The 19,283-nt window shown below is 56.6% G+C and carries 15 protein-coding genes; 9 read left to right on the top strand and 6 right to left on the bottom strand.

Annotated features, from left to right (window positions below):
• Positions 1–57 precede the first annotated feature (57 nt).
• The gene (locus U738_RS05535) at positions 58–921 is read left to right on the top strand and encodes a LysR family transcriptional regulator (protein WP_035578090.1); all 864 of its coding nucleotides are present in this window, start codon (positions 58–60) and stop codon (positions 919–921) included.
• A gap of 27 nt (positions 922–948) precedes the next feature.
• Here the strand turns inward: U738_RS05535 and U738_RS05540 are convergent, their stop codons facing one another.
• A complete protein-coding gene (locus tag U738_RS05540) occupies positions 949–1,227 on the bottom strand; it encodes a hypothetical protein (protein ID WP_035578092.1) in 279 nt (92 codons plus the stop codon).
• 50 nt (positions 1,228–1,277) lie between these two features.
• Positions 1,278–2,639: a formimidoylglutamate deiminase gene (locus U738_RS05545; protein ID WP_035578094.1), complete on the bottom strand. Its 1,362-nt coding sequence runs from the start codon at positions 2,637–2,639 to the stop codon at positions 1,278–1,280.
• Between the two features lie 261 nt (positions 2,640–2,900).
• Here U738_RS05545 and hutU point away from each other — a divergent pair, with 261 nt between their 5' ends.
• The 5 genes from hutU (at position 2,901) to hutG (ending at position 9,867) form a co-directional block, all read left to right on the top strand.
• Complete coding sequence (hutU, locus tag U738_RS05550) at positions 2,901–4,568, top strand: urocanate hydratase (RefSeq protein ID WP_035578096.1); 1,668 nt, start codon at positions 2,901–2,903, stop codon at positions 4,566–4,568.
• Between the two features lie 125 nt (positions 4,569–4,693).
• Complete coding sequence (locus U738_RS05555; protein ID WP_035578098.1) at positions 4,694–6,286, top strand: BCCT family transporter; 1,593 nt, start codon at positions 4,694–4,696, stop codon at positions 6,284–6,286.
• The gene (locus U738_RS05560) at positions 6,279–7,835 is read left to right on the top strand and encodes an HAL/PAL/TAL family ammonia-lyase (protein WP_035578100.1); all 1,557 of its coding nucleotides are present in this window, start codon (positions 6,279–6,281) and stop codon (positions 7,833–7,835) included. The genes U738_RS05555 and U738_RS05560 overlap by 8 nt, the downstream gene beginning before the upstream one ends.
• Positions 7,836–7,843: 8 nt before the next feature.
• The gene (gene hutI / locus U738_RS05565; protein WP_035578102.1) at positions 7,844–9,052 is read left to right on the top strand and encodes an imidazolonepropionase; all 1,209 of its coding nucleotides are present in this window, start codon (positions 7,844–7,846) and stop codon (positions 9,050–9,052) included.
• Positions 9,049–9,867: an N-formylglutamate deformylase gene (gene hutG, locus U738_RS05570; protein ID WP_035578103.1), complete on the top strand. Its 819-nt coding sequence runs from the start codon at positions 9,049–9,051 to the stop codon at positions 9,865–9,867. Before hutI ends, hutG begins: the two co-directional genes overlap by 4 nt.
• Positions 9,868–9,880: 13 nt before the next feature.
• On the opposite strand, the gene U738_RS05575 is transcribed toward hutG, so the two are convergent.
• The 4 genes from U738_RS05575 to U738_RS05590 are packed head-to-tail and all read right to left on the bottom strand — an operon-like array spanning position 9,881 to position 15,831.
• Entirely contained in the window at positions 9,881–11,053 is a 1,173-nt protein-coding gene (locus U738_RS05575) for a lipocalin-like domain-containing protein (protein WP_035578105.1), read from the bottom strand.
• Positions 11,050–13,551, bottom strand: coding sequence for an ABC transporter permease (locus U738_RS05580; RefSeq protein WP_035578107.1), 2,502 nt, complete (start codon positions 13,549–13,551; stop codon positions 11,050–11,052). Before U738_RS05580 ends, U738_RS05575 begins: the two co-directional genes overlap by 4 nt.
• A gap of 4 nt (positions 13,552–13,555) precedes the next feature.
• Positions 13,556–14,224: an ABC transporter ATP-binding protein gene (locus U738_RS05585; RefSeq protein ID WP_035578109.1), complete on the bottom strand. Its 669-nt coding sequence runs from the start codon at positions 14,222–14,224 to the stop codon at positions 13,556–13,558.
• A 44-nt stretch (positions 14,225–14,268) separates the two neighbouring features.
• Complete coding sequence (locus tag U738_RS05590; RefSeq protein ID WP_035578111.1) at positions 14,269–15,831, bottom strand: sensor domain-containing diguanylate cyclase; 1,563 nt, start codon at positions 15,829–15,831, stop codon at positions 14,269–14,271.
• Positions 15,832–16,193: 362 nt separating this feature from the next.
• Here U738_RS05590 and U738_RS05595 point away from each other — a divergent pair, with 362 nt between their 5' ends.
• The 3 genes from U738_RS05595 to U738_RS05605 are packed head-to-tail and all read left to right on the top strand — an operon-like array spanning position 16,194 to position 19,210.
• A complete protein-coding gene (locus U738_RS05595) occupies positions 16,194–16,931 on the top strand; it encodes a GntR family transcriptional regulator (protein ID WP_035578114.1) in 738 nt (245 codons plus the stop codon).
• Positions 16,928–18,139, top strand: coding sequence for a D-mannonate dehydratase ManD (gene manD, locus U738_RS05600; protein ID WP_035578116.1), 1,212 nt, complete (start codon positions 16,928–16,930; stop codon positions 18,137–18,139). Before U738_RS05595 ends, manD begins: the two co-directional genes overlap by 4 nt.
• Before the next feature lie 48 nt (positions 18,140–18,187).
• Positions 18,188–19,210, top strand: coding sequence for a Zn-dependent oxidoreductase (locus tag U738_RS05605; protein WP_035578119.1), 1,023 nt, complete (start codon positions 18,188–18,190; stop codon positions 19,208–19,210).
• The last annotated feature ends 73 nt before the right edge of the window (positions 19,211–19,283 follow it).

Consider the following 19,283-nt stretch of genomic DNA (forward strand, 5'->3'; position numbering starts at 1 on the left):
TTTGGTGACTATGATAAGTATAATGGATATAACTTAACTAAAAGTTCGGTTTAACTTATGAATTTTACCTTGCGCCAACTGGCCATATTCGAGGCGACAGCCCGTCTTGGGCGTCTCACACTGGCGGCCGAAGAACAGGCGATCAGCCAGTCTGCCGCGAGCCAGGCGGTAACGGAGCTGGAGCGACAAATGGGGCTGGCTTTGTTTGAGCGGAGAGGTCGAGAGTTAGTGCTTACTCCTGCCGGACGTGATCGTTTGCCGCAGGTGCGGTTGATCCTCAGCGATTGCCAGCGGCTGGCTGAAGGGTCGGGCGATGAGCTGGCAGGTCAGCTTAGAATTGCCGCCAGTACCACTATTGCCTGTTATGTAGTCCCCGGCGTACTGGCCCGGCTGACGGGCCAGTACCCGGGCATCCGCCCGACCATCGATATTCAAAACACCCGGGGCGTGTTGCAACAACTGGAAACCGGACAGGCGCAGATCGGCCTGATAGAAGGGCCGGCGGTGCACGACTATTTGCAGATTCGGCGCTGGCAGGAGGATCGGTTGGCGTTGTTTGTAACCCGGGATCACCCGTTGGCAAAAGAAAACCAGGTGTCGGCCGAGCAACTGGGAACCCTGGACTGGATTGTCCGCGAACCGGGTTCCGGCACACGGGAAGTGTTTGATACCGCCATGCAGGCGGTAGGCGTTCAGCCGAAGATACGCTTAACCCTGAGCCGTCAGGAGGCTATTAAACAAGCTGTGCTCAGTGGGCTGGGGGCAGGGTGTTTATCACACCTCTCCCTAGATGCTGATGGGTCTGGCCGTTTTGTACCGCTTAACACCGACCTGACATTAGTGCGGTCATTCTCATGGATATGTTCGCCTGAGGCGATTAAATCACCCTTGGTGCAGGCGTTTATGGAGGCTTTGACTTAGTGTCCTGAGTTAGAAATTCGAAGGACATCAGCCATAAAAAAGCCGCCAGGCCCAAAAGGCGGGAGGCGACAGACTGCTGATTGCCAACCGCATTGCCCACTGCCCGGTGATCACCGGATAGAGGGCGCCTGCGACGATCACCGCCATGACGTAGTAGGCCGCTGTACCCCCAAGCATGCTGCGCACGGCGGTTTTACCACCAATGGGCAATGGTACAAAGAATACCAATATGCCTAACAGACTGGGCACCAGTAGCTTACACAGAACGGTTGGTGTGGCTTTGAGGGTGTAGTTTGCGTCAGGCATAGGAGCTCCAAGGGCAGTTGGAGAGTTTTGGTCAGCGGGGCGCTTGTTGGTTAGCCGATATCGCGAAACAGCCTGGTCATCGCGGCATTATTTGATTCATCGAGGGCGTGACGCTGCTGCTGGATAACCCAGCGGCCTGCGACCATCACATCGCGTATCTGCTGCTTTGAACCGCCAAACAGCCAACGTCCTAGCCGTGTTTCGTCGTTACTCGTGGCGAGGTAGGGATCGCTGCCATCGAGGACGACTATATCGGCTCGTTTGCCCGCTTCGAGCGCGCCGATGGGTTGGCCAGAGGCCTGGGCGCCTCCCGCTAAGGCCTGGCGATAAAGCCAGTCGCCCACCGGGCGTATGTCGCTATTGTGCAGGCAGTTGCGTTGTTGCGTGGCAAGGCGCTGGCCATACTCAAGTAGCCGTAGCTCTTCAACCACATCGAGTGAGACATGGCTGTCGGAGCCAATGCCCAGACGCCCACCCTGGGCGGCATACTCCACTGCGCGGAAGATGCCGTCGCCCAGATTGGCCTCGGTGGTCGGACAGAGCCCTGCCACGGCGCCGCTAGTGGCGAGGTCACGTATCTCTGCATCGTCCAGGTGTGTGGCATGAATCAAACACCAGCGCTCATCCACCTCAACGTTATCCAGTAGCCAGCGCACAGGGCGTTTGCCTGAATAGGCGAGGCTGTCTTCCACTTCGCGTTGCTGCTCGGCGACATGAATGTGGCGTGGCCCGACAGGGTTCGTCGCCAGCACCGCCTGGATCTCTTCCAATGTCACCGCGCGCAGGGAATGAAACGCCATGCCTAGTGCCTGTGTGGAGTGGTCGGCAAAGCTTGGCTTCAACGTCTCAAGCAATTTCAAAAAATCTGGTACGGCGTGGATAAAACGTCTTTGCCCATGATTGGGTGGCTGGCCGCCAAAGCCGCTGTGGGCGTAAAGCACCGGTAGCAAGGTAAGCGCAATGCCACTGCGCTCGGCCGCTTGGCTAATCGCCCAGGCCATCTCAGCAGGATCGCTATGGGCCTTGCCCGATAGATCGTGGTGCAAATAATGAAACTCGCTGACCTGGGTATAGCCGCCCTTAAGCATTTCGACATACAGCGATTGGGCAATAGTGCCCACTTGATTCGGTGTCAGGCGGTCAACCAAGCCGTACATGCGGTCTCGCCAGCTCCAGAAGCTGTCTGGCTGGGGGCTACCGATTTCTGCCAGGCCCGCCATGGCGCGCTGAAAAGCGTGTGAATGTAGGTTAGGCATACCGGGTAGCGCTGGCCCGGCTAAGCGCTGGGCGTTGCCGGGCGAGCTGTTGGGCAGTACCGATATAAGCATGCCGGTGGCATCGACTTCGAACAGCACCTGAGAGGCCCATCCAGTCGGGAGTAGGGCATGATCAGCAAAATAGCAGTGGGTCATCGGGGCTCCTTTTTGTTAACGAATAACGGCTAATGTATATACATATAGCGAAGTCCGCTTCTTAGGTAAAGAAGAGAGTTGGAATTTCCTCGTAAAGTCCATTTTGGTGCGTAATTTCGCCCTATTGTTGGCGTTTGCACTATGTTGGCGAATATTTAGGGCTGAGTTGTTTTTTTGCTAAAAAGGGCGATTTAGGTGATTGCGCAGAAGCGTTTGTTGTCATAATGTATATACAAACTTTGACAGCAAACAGGAGTTACCATGTCTCTTTCACGCTTTCGCGATACCGAAATTCGGGCACCTCATGGAGCCGAGCTCTCCTGCAAGAGCTGGCTGACGGAAGCACCGCTGCGCATGCTGATGAATAACCTTGATCCAGATGTGGCCGAGAACCCCAAAGAGTTAGTGGTGTATGGCGGTATCGGTCGCGCCGCCCGTAACTGGGAGTGCTTCGATGCCATCGTTGAGACCCTCAAGCGCTTGGAAGATAACCAGTCGCTGCTGATCCAGTCCGGCAAGCCGGTGGGGGTGTTTGAGACCCATAAGGATGCGCCACGGGTATTAATCGCCAACTCCAACCTGGTGCCCGCCTGGGCCAACTGGGAGCACTTCAACGAGCTGGATAAGAAAGGCCTGATGATGTACGGCCAGATGACGGCTGGCTCATGGATCTACATCGGTTCTCAGGGCATTGTTCAGGGCACCTACGAGACCTTTGTTGAGGCTGGTCGCCAGCACTACGATGGCAAGCTAGCCGGGCGCTGGATTCTGACGGCTGGTCTTGGCGGTATGGGCGGGGCGCAACCATTGGCGGCAACGCTGGCGGGGGCCTGCAGCCTTAATATTGAGTGTCAGCAGAGCCGCATTGATATGCGTCTGCGTACCCGCTATGTGGATGAGCAGGCGAGTGATCTCGACGATGCCCTGGCGCGCCTGGAGCGCTATACCTCAGAAAGTAAAGCCGTCTCGATTGCGCTGCATGGTAATGCGGCTGAGATTCTGCCGGAACTGATTAAGCGTGGCATCAAGCCGGATATGGTGACTGACCAGACCAGCGCTCACGACCCACTGCACGGTTATCTGCCGGCAGGCTGGACTTGGGATGAGTATTTGGCACGCGGGAAGACCGAACCCGAGGTGGTGGTCAAGGCGGCTAAGCGCTCCATGGCGGTGCATGTGCAGGCCATGCTCGACTTCCAGGCAATGGGTATACCTACCTTCGATTATGGCAATAACATTCGCCAGATGGCTCAGGAGGAGGGCGTTTCTAATGCTTTCGGCTTCCCCGGCTTTGTGCCTGCCTACATTCGCCCACTGTTCTGCCAGGGAATTGGCCCATTCCGCTGGGTGGCGCTCTCCGGTGATCCAGAAGATATCTACAAGACCGACCAGAAAGTCAAAGAACTCATCCCAGATGATCCGCATCTGCATAACTGGCTGGATATGGCCAAGGAGCGTATCAGCTTCCAGGGCTTACCGGCGCGCATCTGCTGGGTGGGCTTAAAGGATCGTGCGCGTTTGGGGCAGGCGTTTAACGCCATGGTCGCCAGTGGTGAGCTCAAAGCACCCATTGTGATTGGTCGCGACCACCTGGACTCCGGCTCGGTGGCCAGCCCCAATCGTGAGACTGAATCAATGCAGGATGGCTCGGATGCCGTCTCCGACTGGCCGCTGCTCAATGCGCTGCTCAACACTGCCGGGGGCGCTACCTGGGTTTCTCTTCACCATGGCGGTGGAGTGGGCATGGGTTACTCCCAGCATGCAGGGGTGGTGATCGTCGCCGATGGCACGGATGACGCTCATGCCCGATTGGGCCGCGTGCTGCGTAATGATCCGGCCACTGGGGTCATGCGTCATGCCGATGCTGGCTACGACATCGCCAAACAGAGTGCCAGTGAGCAGGGGCTCGATTTGCCGATGGTTAAGTAATCTTCCTTATCAACTACCTCCCTCCCTTTAACGTTGCTGGATACACAGATACGGGTGTCGACAGACAGCATGTCGGCACCTAATAAAAAAGCGTTATAAGAATAAACCTCGACAGGAGACATACAATGTCACAAACAGACAGGAAACAGTTAAAGCGAAGCGTCTTTATACCGGCCTTCGTGATTATTATGCTGGCCGTCATCATTGGCTTGGTTAATAACGAACTACTGGTCAGCGTTGCCAGGCAGTTGTTCTATCTTTCGCTTTCCGACTTTGGTTGGCTTTATCAGTTGTTGGCTATCTCGACGCTGGGTGTCACGGCGTTTATCTTCTTTTCCAAGGCAGGCAATATCCGTTTGGGTGGGGCGAACGCTAAACCCACGTTTTCGTTGGCGGCGACTTTTGCCATGGCGCTAACCGGCGGGATAGCGACGGGGGTGGTGACCTACTCGGTCAATGAGCCCATCATCTATCTGGGCAATGTCTATGGCGAGATCGCCAATCAATCTTTTGAGCCCAACAGTGGCGAAGCGGCCATCTTTGCACTGGCAAGAAGCTTCCATAACTGGAGCTTTATTCCCTACGCCATGTACTCCATCGTTGGCTTGATGATTGGATATATGCACTTTAATCGCAAAGAGCGTTTCTCGATCTCTTCGACGCTGTCCCCGCTCTTAGGGAGTCGCGAGCGAAGCCCTACCGTACGAGCCGTGGTCGATATTATCTCTATTCTTGCCATTGCGCTTGGGCTGGCATCATCGTTAGGGGCGGGCCTCGCACTGATCAGTTCCGGCATTGAGGCTGAGTACGGTATCGCTTCGAGCCCCATGACGTGGCTGATTTTAACGCTGGTTATTTCGGCGATCTTTATTACCTCTGCGTTATCTGGGCTTAAGCGGGGCATCCGCTTCCTCTCATCGGTCAATGCTTACATCTTCTACGCTTTTGTCGTCATTCTGCTGATCATTGGCCCAGTGAGCTACATCCTGAGTCTGTCGGTAACCAGCTTGGGTTACTGGTTCGATAACTTCTTCCTGTGGTCATTCGATACCAAAGAGTCTGGCGGTGAAGCGCTGGTCACCTGGTGGACGATGTACGACTGGTCGATCTGGATCGCCTACGCCCCGTTGATGGGTCTGTTTTTGGCGCGGATCTCCTATGGCAGAACGCTACGTGAGTTTTTGGTAATTAACTGGATCCTGCCTTCCGTGTTCGGCATCGTTTGGTTCGCTATCTGGGGCGGGTCGGCGATCAAGTGGCAGATGGATGGCACTCTCGATCTGGTTAGCGTGGTGACCGAGAACGGCGCAGTTTCGGGACTTTGGGGCTTCCTGCAAAACCTGCCAATGTCCGCTTTGCTGATCCCGTTAGCTATTTTTACGCTGATTATTTCCTTCTCTACGGCCGCAGACTCTATGTCATCGACCATCGCTACCATCTGCACTAGAAACATGACGGCGGAGGAGGAAGCTCCCCGCAAGCAGAAGATCCTCTGGGGGCTATCAATCGCTATTATCGCCTATGTCATGGTGGCCTTTGGCGGCGGTGCTCAGGGGGTAGACGGTATTAAGTTCCTGGCGGCAGCGGGGGGCTTTATCGTGCTGTTTCTGTTTTTGCTGATTGTGGCTTCTGCGGTGAAGGTTTTCATCTTGGATGGCGCTAATAACCCCCAAGAGAGCCAGGCGCGTGTTAAACCCGCCGAGGATGTTTATGAGTGAGTTGTCTCGCTACGTGGAAATTGGCAATACGCCTCCAGCTTGGCTGGAGGTGGTCAGGGTCGCCCGCGACGGGTATCCGATGTCGCTGTCGCCCTCGGCCTGGGAGAAGGTTCGCTGCGCCCGCGAAGCCGTCGAGAAGATTGCCGCTTCGAGCGTGCCCCATTACGGTATCAATACCGGGTTAGGCGCGCTGTGCGATGTAGTGCTCAAGCAGGATGAGCTGCAACGTCTCTCGCACCACACCTTGATGAGCCATGCCTGTGGTGTTGGTAGCCCGCTGCGAACGGAGCAAGTTCGCGCCATTATGTGCAGCGCGGTGATCAACTACAGTCACGGCTACTCCGGTATCAGTCCGGCCGTGGTGGAGGGGCTGATAAGGCTGCTCAATGAGCAGATTATTCCCGTCGTACCCTCACGCGGCTCGGTGGGTTATCTCACTCATATGGCACACATTGGCTTGGCGCTAATCGGTCACGGCGATGTTGAGTTTCGTGGCCAACGGATGCCTGCCAAGCAGGCGCTGGAGGCCATCGGTATGGTGCCGGTAACGCTTGGGCCCAAGGATGGGCTGAGCCTGGTGAACGGCACCCCCGCGATGACCGGGCTGGCCTGTTTGGCGCTTGACGATGCAGCGCGCCTCTCCGCCTGGGCAGATATTATCGGTGCCATGAGCTTTGAGGCATTGGGCGGGCAGTTGAATGCGTTTATGGCCGAGGTGACGGCCCTCAAATGCCACCCAGGCGTTCAGCAAACTGGCGACAACTTGCGCCGGCTTCTTGCGGACAGTGCGCACCTGGCGCGTCATAAAGGGCAGCGGCTACAGGATGCGCTAAGCCTGCGTTCCATGCCCCAGGTACATGGTGCTTGCCGCGACCAGCTCGACCATGCGGCAAAGCAGGTAGAGAAAGAGCTTAATTCCGCCACCGATAATCCGTTAGTGATTCCCGTTGAAGATGGCTATCAGGTTGTGTCTCAGGCTAATCCTCACGGCGCCTCGGTGGCGATGGCCTGCGATCTGTTGGCCATCGCGGCCTGTGAGTGGAGTTCGATCTCCGAGCGGCGCGCTTACCGTTTAGTGACCCCCCAGGCAAATCAGCTGCCACCTTTCTTGACCACTGAAAGCGGCGTCAAGTCCGGCATGATGATCGCCCACTACTCGGCGGCTTCCCTGGTGGCGGATAACAAACGTCTGGCGCAGCCCGCAGTGACCGACAATTTTATCACCTCAGGCCTCCAGGAAGACCATCTAAGCTTTGGCGAAAGTGCTGCCCTGAAACTGGACAAGAGCCTCGACAATGCTTTCTACGTTCTTGCGATCGAATATCTACTCGCCTCTCAGGCCCTTGATTTAATTGGCAGCGATGAGTTTGCCAAGGGCACATCGTTGGCTTGGAAATCACTGCGAGAAGTGTTGCCTGCCTACCAGGAAGAGCATGCGCTGCACCTGGATATTGAGGCGGCTTACCAGCGCCTAAAGGAGACTCAAGTGATCGATAAGCTCCTGTCTATTGCCCCGAACTTACTGCCGAGTCGGCAGCCTAGCGATTAGGAGGAAGCATGAAACAGCTATGGCACCACTGCCATGCGGTGACCCTGGCGGGTGGCCGCTACGGAATTGTGCGCGATGCGGCGCTGATTATAGACGCGGGACGCATCGCCTGGATTGGCACTGAGGCGCAACTTGACCGCGATGTGGCATTCGATGAAGTGCGTGACCTGGGTGGGCGCTGGCTAACGCCGGGGTTGATCGACTGCCACACGCACCTGGTGTTTGGCGGTGACCGCAGTAATGAGTTTGAGCAGCGCCTGGAGGGCGTGAGCTATAGCGAGATAGCTAAACAGGGCGGTGGGATCGTTAGCAGCGTGCGGGCAACTCGCGAGGCCAACTTTGACGAATTACTGGCCAGCGCCGAGAAGCGCGCCAAAGTACTGCTGCGTGAAGGCGTCACCACGCTAGAGGTCAAGTCGGGGTATGGGCTTGATCTGGAGAGCGAGCGCAAAATGCTCAAGGTGGCCCGGGCGCTGGGGGAACGGCTACCTGCCGAAGTGCTCACGACGTGCCTTGCGGCTCACGCGCTGCCGCCCGAATACCGCGAACGTAGCGATGAGTATATTGATCTAGTCTGCGAGGAAATTCTGCCGACGCTGGCGAAGGAAGGTCTTGTCGACGCCGTCGATGGCTTCTGTGAAGGTATCGCCTTCTCTGTGGAACAGATGCGGCGCGTATTTGAAACTGCAAAGCAATTGGGCCTGCCGCTCAAGCTACATGCTGAGCAGTTGTCGCGTCTTGGCGGTTGCCAACTGGCTGCGGAGTTTGGCGCGCTTTCTGCGGACCACGTCGAATACGCCGATAAAGCGGATGCCCGTGCGATGGCACAAAGCAGTACTGCCGCCGTGTTGCTGCCGGGGGCTTTTCTGACCCTGCGTGAAACCCAGCTACCGCCGGTTGCAGACTTTCGTGAGCAGGGCGTCACCATGGCGCTGGCCAGCGACCTTAACCCCGGGACGTCACCCGTACTGTCGTTACGACTGATGATGAATCTGGGCTGCACGCTGTTTCGCCTTACCCCTGAAGAAGCGCTGGCAGGCGTGACCATCAATGCCGCTAAAGCGCTGGGTATTGATGCCACTCACGGTTCGCTAGAAGTAGGTAAATGGGCAGACGCGGTCGTCTGGGAGATTACCGGGCCAGCGGAGCTTAGCTACTGGCTGGGCGGGCAATTGCCGGTCACGGTATTCAAAGCAGGTAAGGAGCTAGAGGCATGATCGAAAGTTACCAACTCACCCAGGGCGATACGCCGCTATTGGTTTCAATGCCTCACGCAGGCACCGCGCTAACGCCGGAGGTAGAGGCGGGGCTTAATAAAGCTGCGCTCAGCCTTGCCGACACCGACTGGCATATACCCAAGCTTTACGACTTCGCCGCCGAGCTTGGGGCGAGCCGACTTGAGGCGCGCTATTCGCGCTACGTTATCGACCTTAATCGGCCTGAGAATGACGCGCCGCTCTACGCGGGTGCGACGACTGGATTATTTCCCGACATCGACTTCGACGGTGACCCACTGTTTCGAGACGGACAAGTACCGAGCAAGGAAGAGCGCGAGTGGGCAAAGGAGCATGTTTGGCGCCCTTACCACAATGCCCTGGCGAGGGAGCTTGCGCGGCTAAAGACGCGCTTCGGCTATGCGCTGCTGTTCGACGCCCACTCTATCCGCTCTCGCATCCCGCGGCTCTTCGACGACCAACTGCCGGATATCAACCTGGGTACCTTTGAGGAGCAGAGCTGTGACCCTGAGCTTAGCAAGTCGTTACAAGCCGTCTGTGCTGCTCAGTCGCGTTTTACGCATGTGATCAATGGCCGCTTTAAAGGCGGGCATATTACGCGCGGCTATGGCGATCCCGCCAACCATATTCACGCGGCGCAGCTCGAACTCTCCCAGCGCACCTATATGAACGAACCCGATGATGACCAGCCTATCTTCGCCTATCGCGAAGATCGCGCCGCCGAGGTACGACCGGTGCTGCGTGAAGTGCTTGAGGCGATGCAGCGATGGGGGGAGGCTCGCTACGCAAAGGGTTAATGTGTTTGTTAGCTCAATACCCGGTCATTTCCAGGTAGCCCTCGCCCAGCGGCTCGCCGCTGGCGCGGTCGTTGACCACTACTTCGCCTTCCCAGTAGGGCACGCTGGTGGTCATCCAGCGGTTGGCGTGAGGGGCTTCAATGTTGATATCGATTTCCACTGACGGTATTTCCAACCGCCATTGGGTGGGTACCTCGCGCCCGCCGACTGCCGAGCTTGCCAGCGGTGTGAGTGTGATGTCGTTGTTGGCTAAGGGGGTGGCTCGGCCTTCAGGCGTTATCAAGGTGCCAGAGCGGTAGTCGGCATTTTGGGCGGAGCCGCCACGCAGCTGAAAGGCCATTAGCTTGTGGCCGTCATCAAAGTGAATCGAGAACCAGTCCCAGCCAGATTGGCGGGCATCCAGTAGTTGGCTGCTCCATTCCCGGTCTAACCAACCGCGCCCGCTGACCGTTTTGGTTTCTCCATTGAGCGTGACGTCGCCCTCTATCTGCCAGAAGGGTTGGCTGTAGTACATCGAGCCCTGGCCATTGGCGGCTTTCTGGCTAAACCCCTTGTCGCCATGCAGCACCAGCGGCCCCTCGGCGGTAAGTTCCAGCGTATAACCAAACCGCGACGCGCCTTCGCCGCTGTAGGCGGTGAGCGTTAGGCTATTGAAATCGCTGCTATCGGCCTGCTCGTTTGCTTTAAGCTGCCAATCATCCAGCCAAGCGTGGAAGGGTGAAGCGATAACCCCCGCCTGGCTGTCCTGGGGAGTGCTCAATGGGGCCTGTGAGTGGCTGCGCCCAAAGCGCTCAGCAACGTAGTGCTGCTCGCCTTGTGAGATTGCCATATGGGCCATCCAGAGTTGATCCGCTGCCCAGGGCGTGGGTTCGGGTCGCTCGTTGGGTGGCATCAGCGCCTGACGAAATAGTGTCCACTGCAGGCCGAGTGGCTCGCCGGATTCATCTTCCAAATTGGCGGTTAAATACCACCATTCGATACGGTAATCCGGGTGTGCTGAGTGATCCGTTGGGAATGTCAGTAATTGGTTTGGCACGGCGTGTTGGAAGCCGTCGGCGTCCTGGCCCAACCCGGCAAACCCCGCACTGCTGGCTGAGGTTACGTCTTCATCGCCGCAGCCTTGAAGCATCAAAGCAACGATGGCTATCAGTAGAAGTGGCAGGTTTAGCCGTCGGCGTATGCTCATTGATTGGCCTCTTCCGCCAGCAATGCACGCGGTGATGCGCGCCAGAAACGCAGCGCGGGCAGGGCAGCAGCCAGCAGCGCCACGACGACTGCCGTGGCGAGTGTCACGGACATTTCCCAAGGGAATAGGTAGAGCGGCAGACGCCAGCCGAAGGCGGCCACATTGATAATCGCCACTAAGCCCCAGGTAATCGCAATGCCCAGTGGTACGGCCAGCAGGCCGGTGACGAATGCCGCGCCACCCAGCTGCGCTAAGTTTAGCCATGCTAGCTGTGACCGGGGGACGCCCAGCGCCCAGAGTGGGGCTAACTGCTGGCGCCGGCTGCGTGCCTGGGCCAGCAGGCTAGCGAATAGTGCCAGGGCAGCGACGGCTAGGGTTAGTGCATTAAGCGCGCGGGTAATGGTAAAGGTGCGCTCAAAAATCTCGGTGGCAATGCGCTTGATTTCGGCTTGATCGGTAAGTGCATCGCTGCCTAAATCGAAACGCACGGTAAGGGCTGCTCGTAGAGCACCCACATCGGCATCGTCATGTAGCACCAAGCCTATCGAGCTAGGCGGTGCATTAAACCGTGCGGCGAGCTGGGGCGACGCCATTAACACTTGGCCGCTGGGGTTGCCGTAATCGGGATAGACAGCGGCTATGATCAGGTTTTCGCTTACCCCTGGCGCGCTCAATGCTAGCCGATCACCGGGGGCAAGGTTTTCAGCCGTGGCTAACTGTTCGTTAACAAAAACCGCTCCGTGGTCGAAAGCTGCCCAGGCTGCGGCGCGACCTGATTGTGTCTCCAGCAGCGGCCAGTGAGGTGTCAGCGATACGCCAGGGGTAATACCATAAAGCTCGATAGGCGTGCCTAAAGAGCGGTTGCTTTCGGGTGTGCTAACTGTTTGAAGGGTTGCGTCGCTGCGCCGAGTGAGCAGGCGCTCAAAGACCTCCGGGCGATCCGCCAGCCAGGCATCAATGTCTGCATATTGCTCGGCGGGTGCATTTAAATAGAGTGGGGCGACTAAGCGCTGATCAAGCCAGTCTAAAAAGGTCAAACGAAAGCCGCCTACCATACTGCCGACACCCAGATTGGTTGCCAGCGCGATGAGCAAGGCCATCATGGCCAGCGAAAGCTTGGGTAGCTGAAGCTGCATATCCGCGACTGCCCAGTGAATAAGCGGCCGCCGCCGGGCAAGGTGCGCCAGCACTTTCAATACCAACGCTAACAAGGGTGGCAACCACAGGGCGCTGGCCAGCAGTAGGGCTGCGATTAGTCCAAAACCTGCCACTAAGCCATCGCCAGGGGGCTGTAAACGTAACCAGGCGTATAGCGCTAACGCAATACTCAAGGCGAGTGCACCGCCCATGCTCATTAGCGTTAATTGCCGACGGTAACCACTACGCCAGGCCTGCATCTGGCCTAACTCCAGCATGTTTAAACGGGCGGCACGCCATAGCACGCCACTGCCCGCCAGCACTAGCCCGCCAAGGCTAACTGCCAGCCCGCCGACCCAGTAATGCCAGGGTAGATTGAGTTCTTGACCCACGCCTGCACCATAAAGTGAGCCCAGGGTGGCCGCCACATCGGGTAGCAGCAGGCGTGCCAGCCAGACGCCGCTGGCAATACCGGCAAGCGCGCCGATCAGGCCGAGCAGGAGTAACTCTAAACTGAGTGTCACGACTAAACTGCGCCCTGATACACCCAGCACCCTGAGGGTGCGCAGCATACCCAAACGTTGCTCTAAGGCTAGACCCAGCGCTGCTTGAACGATAAATAGCCCCACCACCCAGGCCAGTAGCCCCAAGGCGGTAAGGTTTAGGTGAAAGCTTTCAGTCAGTTGGCCCGGGGTGGCTAAGTTGCTGGCACGGGTGAGGGTCAATCCTGCGGGCGCTTTCGCAAGTGCCCCCGGTGCGCTAACGATTCGGGTAATCTCGTCGCCGCTTTCCAGTAACTGTGCCGCTGCGGCAATATCCATGATCAGAGTGTCCGGCGGCAACGCTGGCGCTAAAACGAGCGGAGGTAGCGTTTTGCCATCTGCCAACGTTGGGCTAGCACCCGGTGCATTGTCGCGCTCTATCCCCAGGGCTGCCAAGGCATCAGGCGCTAGGCGTGTTTGCCACGGCGGCGTTAGAAAGTCGCTTAACGACGCGGAGGTGTTTGCTTGAGCCAGCGCGTTATCGCTGGAAAGGGTAAGCGGGTCAATGCCGATCAGCGTTAGTCGGGTGCCATCTTGGGTAACGACTTCACCCTCTAGCATAGGCGAAACAGGCAGGCCTGTTTGGCGCAGAGCGTGATACTCGGCGCGGGTGAGTGGGGCGCCATCGCGGCGCTCAAACTGGTCCAGTTGGGTGGCAAACAGTGCATCGGCGCGGGCGTAGCTGTCTCTTGCTGTGGCGTTGATCGCTTGAATACCGCTCCATAAAGCGCTGGCAACCCAAAGACCAAGTAGCAGCATGGCCAGTTGCCCAGGGTGACGCCGGTAGTGGCTAAGGAGCGTGGCCAGAACGGTGGGCATTGCTCTAAACATGTGCGCTATTGATCAGTTGGCCATGGCGTAAATGCAGACAGCGATCAAGTGGCGCGGCGACCTGCTGGCTGTGAGTCACGACTAACAGCGCACATTGCGTTTCGCGAACCAGGCTCAATAGCAGTTCAAGCACTTCGCCAGCGGTGTTTTCATCCAAATTGCCTGTGGGTTCATCGGCCAGTAGCAGAGGCGGGCGCGGGGCCAAAGCGCGGCCAATGGCCAGGCGCTGCTGTTGACCACCGGAGAGCTGTTCCGGGTAACGTTTTTCCATGCTCGTCAGCCCTAGCCGCTCGAGTAAGTGCGCTGTCCAGCCGGCATTGTCGCGACCAGCGAGGCGCGCCTGAAGGCGCAGGTTATCGATGACGGTCAAGCTAGGCACTAGATGGAACTGCTGAAAGACCAGACCCAGGTTTTCTCGGCGCAGCTTGGCACGGGAGGGTTCAGATAGAGAGGCGATGTTGTTTCCTGCCAGGGTGATGTTTCCCTGGTCAGGCAGATCTAATCCGGCGGCTAGGTGTAATAGAGTGGATTTGCCGCTGCCGGATACACCCATTAGCGCCATACTTTGCCCTGACGCTAGGCGAAAGGAGACATCTTCAAGTACCTTCAGCGGGCCTTGTGGCGTCGCGTAGGTTTTGTGTATCTGGTGAAGTTCCAGCATGGCTGCTCTTGTCGTCAACTGAAGGGCTAAACAATAAGCATACGCTAGTCGATGCTAGGAGGTGCGCCTGGAGCACCACGCTCGCCATACACCGCTATTCCCCCCCGGCCTGTGCGTTTAATGAAGTACATACTTTTATCAGCGGCATCTATAAGCTCGCCTGCATCGCCAAATCCGCCATCATCCAAGCAGGCAATGCCAATCGAGACGGATACATGGATGGGTTGCTGGTCATCGTGAGCCATGGGTGTTTTTTCTAAACGCTGGGCAATTCGTTTGGCGAATAGCTGGGCTGCCTGGGCATCTTCATCGGGCAAAATGACCAGAAACTCTTCGCCGCCCCAGCGCCCTGCAAGGTCACCTTCGCGAATAAGTGCCTGTAGCGTTTTACCAAATTTTTGCAGCACATGGTCACCCATTTGGTGGCCGTATTGATCGTTTAGCTTCTTGAAGTGGTCAAGATCAATAAACACCACCGACATGATGCGAGCCTGTTCCTTGCAAAGTATAAAGCGCTGATGCGTCTGCTCTTCAAGCCAGGATCGGTTGGCAAGCCCGGTAAGCATATCTGTTCGTGAGCGCTCTTCTAACTCATCTTGGCGCTGACGCAGGGAGCCGAGTTCTGCTTGCTGGGTATCAAGGCGCGCCTTGAGCTGTAGCGTTTGCTGAAACAGCAGTTGCTGGGCCTCGGCAAGCAGCGACTCGTTATCCTGTAAAGGGGGCGCCGTCATTTGCAGCATATCTGCCAGCGCAGGCAACTGTTCTTGAATATTCTCGAGTAAATGCCGTAACGAGATCGAGTGGGCCCCCTGATAGGTTTCAAACTCTCGCACCACGGCGACTAGCGACTGCGCAGGGTGAGACGAGAGCCAGGCATCGGCGATGGGGCCAGAGAGCTGAATGCACAGCCTGTCCAGGGCTGTAATATCAGGTTCGCCGTGACTATCGCAGATACGCTGAGCAAGCGGTGTCGGAACGCCCCACTTGGCGGCAAGCCAAGCGCCCACTTGAGAGTGATCGCAGCCAAAAAGCCGCTGTTCAGACTCGGATAACTGTCGATGAGATAAGGCCACCTCGGTATATATCTCATTACTCTCTTTAGGGTATGTCGCCCTTAGGGCCATGATGCCAATGTCTTGTAGTAAGGCGGCGGTGAACACGGGCCCTGCTATATCGGGGCAGAGCTGTATGGCCAGGTGTCGTGCTGCTAACGAGGCGATGATAGAACGCATCCATACCCGTTGGTAATGGGCATCAATCCCCCTGTTTTGCAGCAGACTAAAGCTCATTACCGCTGCCAGCGTGGTGTCTAGCCCCAGGCGAGCCGTCGCTTCCTGACACCCGTGTACCTTCGTATGGCTACGCGAAAAAAAGGCGCTGTTGGCAAGGGTAATGATACGCATAGTCAAAGCTGGGTCACGCTCAATGGCATTCGCGTAGTCGTTAACCGAAGGACGCTCTGTACGTGCCATTTTCAAGACATTAACAGCAACAGTGGGCAGGGTAGGTAAGTTTGGGCACTTGAGTAGATCCGCTACCAAAAATGACGGAAGTTCCTTCGTTAAGACCAGGTCTTTCGAATTATCCCTTGCCTGGATGGCCTGCATTACTCTCTCCTAACTGGTATTGGCTCGCAGCAGCCCTCGGCCGTCCATGGCAATTGCCGTACTGGGCAGTGGTCATCGTATTCAGTCGTTTGTATCAAAGCATGTTAAGCGATTAGGTTGCGAAATACTTAATTTTAGCTGGCGATTTTTTTGCAGAGCAATGCTCAAAAAATAACCCAAAACGGGTTGTTATGTAAGATATTTCTTACAAGGTATGTATGAATTTGGCTAGTGGGCGTTAATCGTGAATGCGACTAAAGAGTGACGCATTCGGGCTTTTTTTATCTTAAGTCAACTACCATACTAGTCATATCAGTTCTCGCAGCTAACCTACACGCACTTCTCTATCAGGATCAGGTGCCATGCCCACAACATTACAAACGCTTTGGCAGGAAACCCACGATGGAGAATCGGTTCGCCAACGGCTATTTCACGTGCTGAGGCAGTCGATTATCCAAATGGTGCTGGCGCCGGGTCAGGTGTTATCTGAAAAGGAGATAGCCGATACCTTTTCGGTTAGCCGTCAGCCGGTGAGGGAGGCTTTCATAAGGCTCTCTGAGGCTGGGCTGGTGGAGGTTAAACCTCAGCGTGGCACCTATGTGGTCAAAATATCCCAGCGGGCGGTGCTTGAGGCACGCTTTGTACGTGAAGCCGTTGAAGTAGCCGTAGTGAAATTGGCGGCAGAGAAGGGGATTGAGCCAGCGATGCTGACGGAGCTGCATGATTTGCTAGCGCGGCAGCGTCGCTGTATTGAGCCTAATGATAATGACCGATTTTATCGTCTTGACGAAGCTTTCCACCGGACGCTTTCGCTGGGGGTAAAGCAGCATGCAGCCTGGAAAGTCATTGAAGAAGTCCGCGCTCAGCTTGACCGGGTGCGCTACCTCAGTGTGCCCCATAGCACCCCGCTCGAACGGCTTGTGGACCAGCATGCCAGCATCGTGGCGGCCATTGAGGCGCGAGACGTTCAGCAAGCTGAAGAGACGATGATGCTTCATCTGCGTGAAATTTTGGTCTCTATGCCTGATCTGGTGCGCCGTTTCCCCGCCATGTTCGAAGAACAAGAAAATCAACAGCTAAAGCAGGAGTCGATGCGATGAAAATTGAGCACGCCTATACCATTGTGACCTCGCCGGGGCGCAATTTTGTGACGCTAAAGATTGTGACCGATCAGGGCGAGTACGGCATTGGTGATGCAACGCTCAATGGCCGTGAAATGGCCGTAGTGGCTTATTTGGAAGAGCATGTAATCCCGACCTTGATCGGCCGAGACCCTCAGCGTATTGAAGATATCTGGCACTACCTTTACCGCGGCGCTTACTGGCGGCGTGGGCCTGTCACCATGAGTGCGATTGCCGCCGTTGATATGGCGCTTTGGGATATTAAAGCAAAGCTCGCGGGCATGCCGCTGTACCAGTTGTTAGGTGGTAAAAGCCGAGACCGCGTCATGGTTTACGGCCATGCAACGGGGCGTGATATTGACGCCTGCCTGGAAGAGGTCGCCCGTCATGTGGATGAGGGCTACAAAGCGGTACGTGTGCAGGCCGGTGTGCCCGGCATTGCGAGCATTTATGGTGTTGCCAAAAAAGATGGCGAGCCCTATGAGCCAGCCGATTCTGATTTACCCGCCGAGCACGTTTGGAGTACCAGCAAATATTTAAATCATGTGCCCAAGCTGTTTGCCGCCGTGCGTGAGCGCTTCGGTGAAGACCTGCATGTTCTACACGATGTTCACCACCGCCTGACGCCCATCGAGGCCGCCCGCTTAGGCAAAGAGGTTGAGCCCTACCATCTATTTTGGCTTGAAGACTGCGTACCGGCTGAAAATCAGGAGGCGTTTGGGCTTATCCGCCAGCACACCACCACACCGCTGGCCGTCGGCGAAGTTTTCAACAGTCTGTTTGATGCCAAAGCGCTGATTGAAAATCAGTGGATCGACTATATCCGCGCCACGCTAACCCATGCGGGTGGTATTACCCATGTGCGCCGAATCGCCGATTTAGCAGGCCTTTATCACGTGCGTACCGGCTTCCACGGGCCGACGGACCTTTCTCCGGTGTGTCTGGGTGCGGCGATTCACTTTGACACTTGGGTGCCCAACTTCGGTATCCAGGAGTATATGCCCCATTCCCGTGCCACTGACGAGGTCTTCCCCCACGACTATCGCTTTGAAGATGGGCATTTCATTGTCGGCGAAAAGCCGGGGCATGGTGTTGATATCGATGAACGGCTAGCCAAGCAGTACCCCTATAAGCGCGCAAGCTTGCCGGTTAACCGGTTGGAAGATGGCACGCTCTGGCATTGGTGAATTAGGGGCATTGGTAACTTAACGCACGGGTAAAGGAGATTTACATCAATGAAAGCATTCCAGGTGAAGGCGCCTCACGACTATCAGGTAGCGGACGTTGAAACGCCCAAGGCTGCCACTGGTGAAACACTGGTGCGTGTGGCATTTGCCGGCATTTGCGGCTCGGACATGCATATTATCCATGGCGATAACGCTTTTGTACGCTTTCCGCGTATCACCGGTCACGAGTTTGCCGGGGTAGTCGAAGCAGTGGGGGAAGGCGTGCTCGGCGTTTCCGTCGGGGATCGCGTATGCGTTGACCCCGTGATTAGCTGCGGCGAGTGCTACCCGTGCCGGATTGGCCGTCCCAACGTGTGCAGTACGCTTGAGGTGATCGGCGTGCATCGCAATGGCGGTTTTGAAGAGTTAGTCGCCGTGCCCGCTGAAAATCTGCACCAGCTACCTGATCACATTGGGCTAGATGCTGCGGCCTTGGTTGAGCCCTACACCATCGCCGCTAACGTGCTTGATCGTATGCAGCCGCATCCCGGCGACCGACTGATGATTTTGGGCGCTGGCGTTATTGGCCTGACGATTCTGCAGATGGCTCTGGCCAAGGGTATCGAAGAGGTCATCGTCACGGACGTTATTAATGAGCGATTAGCGGCGGCAAAACAGCTGGGGGCAACGCAGGTCTTTAACAGCCGCGAGCAGGATGTGGAAAAAGAGGTGCTTGCCTTAACCCAGGGTGAAGGTGTGCCGCTGATTGCCGATGCGGCCTGCGTGCCCGCGCTGCTACCGCAAATGCTGCGCTTAGCATCGCCGGCAGGGCGCATTGGTCTGCTGGGCTTTAGCGTTCAGCCCAGCGAGCTAGTGCAGTTAGAGGTGATTAAGAAAGAGCTGACCCTGGTCGGCTCGCGACTTAACAACCGTAAGTTTCCGGAGGTGCTTAAGCTAATGGCAAGTGGGCAATTGGATCCGTTGGCGTTAGTCAGCCATCGGTTGCCGCTAAGCGACATGCCCAGCGCTATTGACATGCTTGAACACCGCCCAGAAGAGGCCCGCAAGGTGCTGATTCAAATCGGTGCTTGAGGGGCTACACCCACCCACGCCAACCCACGTGCAATTAGAAGCTGCAATTAACAACTAACAACACCCGCGTGCA

The sequence above is a fragment of the Halomonas sp. TG39a genome, assembly GCF_000744395.1.
GTDB lineage: Bacteria > Pseudomonadota > Gammaproteobacteria > Pseudomonadales > Halomonadaceae > Vreelandella > Vreelandella ventosae_B.

Coding starts and splice junctions, on each gene's coding strand:
- manD (WP_035578116.1), top strand. CDS start 16,928: ATGAAAATTGAGCACGCCTATACCATTGTGACCTCGCCGGGGCGCAAT.
- hutG (WP_035578103.1), top strand. CDS start 9,049: ATGATCGAAAGTTACCAACTCACCCAGGGCGATACGCCGCTATTGGTT.
- U738_RS05595 (WP_035578114.1), top strand. CDS start 16,194: ATGCCCACAACATTACAAACGCTTTGGCAGGAAACCCACGATGGAGAA.
- U738_RS05535 (WP_035578090.1), top strand. CDS start 58: ATGAATTTTACCTTGCGCCAACTGGCCATATTCGAGGCGACAGCCCGT.
- U738_RS05585 (WP_035578109.1), bottom strand. CDS start 14,224: ATGCTGGAACTTCACCAGATACACAAAACCTACGCGACGCCACAAGGC.
- U738_RS05540 (WP_035578092.1), bottom strand. CDS start 1,227: ATGCCTGACGCAAACTACACCCTCAAAGCCACACCAACCGTTCTGTGT.
- U738_RS05545 (WP_035578094.1), bottom strand. CDS start 2,639: ATGACCCACTGCTATTTTGCTGATCATGCCCTACTCCCGACTGGATGG.
- U738_RS05555 (WP_035578098.1), top strand. CDS start 4,694: ATGTCACAAACAGACAGGAAACAGTTAAAGCGAAGCGTCTTTATACCG.
- U738_RS05605 (WP_035578119.1), top strand. CDS start 18,188: ATGAAAGCATTCCAGGTGAAGGCGCCTCACGACTATCAGGTAGCGGAC.
- hutU (WP_035578096.1), top strand. CDS start 2,901: ATGTCTCTTTCACGCTTTCGCGATACCGAAATTCGGGCACCTCATGGA.
- U738_RS05575 (WP_035578105.1), bottom strand. CDS start 11,053: ATGAGCATACGCCGACGGCTAAACCTGCCACTTCTACTGATAGCCATC.
- U738_RS05590 (WP_035578111.1), bottom strand. CDS start 15,831: ATGCAGGCCATCCAGGCAAGGGATAATTCGAAAGACCTGGTCTTAACG.
- U738_RS05580 (WP_035578107.1), bottom strand. CDS start 13,551: ATGCCCACCGTTCTGGCCACGCTCCTTAGCCACTACCGGCGTCACCCT.
- U738_RS05560 (WP_035578100.1), top strand. CDS start 6,279: ATGAGTGAGTTGTCTCGCTACGTGGAAATTGGCAATACGCCTCCAGCT.
- hutI (WP_035578102.1), top strand. CDS start 7,844: ATGAAACAGCTATGGCACCACTGCCATGCGGTGACCCTGGCGGGTGGC.